This is a genomic window from Wolbachia endosymbiont of Tuta absoluta, from assembly GCF_059414725.1.
The window spans coordinates 1-434 of record NZ_JBNRJY010000034.1 but is presented as its reverse complement, the minus strand read 5'-3'; the positions used below and the strand labels follow the sequence as shown (position 1 = coordinate 434).

Below are 434 nucleotides of genomic sequence, written 5' to 3'. Positions count from 1 at the left end.
GCGGCAAAGAGGTATACAAAAGATATTACAGAGCTTGCTATGCAAGGTAAGCTTGATCGATCTTGTCAATGCTGCATGCGCAGTCAGCACAGGTTCTGCAAATCAAACCGTAACACTCGGTCAAATTCGTACAGCAAGCTTTACCAAAGCAGGTGATAAAACAACTGCTGTACCTTTTGAAATCAAACTTGTGGACTGTAATCCTACAGTTCAAGCAACTGCAGCAGTTGCCTTCCAAGGTAATGCTGTGGGTGGTACAGCTGGTGCTAAGCTCTTGACAGTGTCTGCTGCTGATGCAAACGGCACAGCAGCAAAAAATGTCGGTATCGAAATCGCAGACCACACTGCAAAAATATTGGGCTTGACAGGTGCGGATTACTCAACAGCAAAAACGCTGATCGATCAATATAGGCATCAATACCCAAACCAAAACG

The 434-nt window shown here is 44.9% G+C and carries 1 protein-coding gene; it reads left to right on the top strand.

The features are described from left to right. Window positions 1-52: 52 nt before the first annotated feature. On the top strand, window positions 53-434 hold a 382-nt coding region (locus ACJ5GX_RS00245), incomplete at its 3' end, for a fimbrial protein (RefSeq protein ID WP_495292567.1).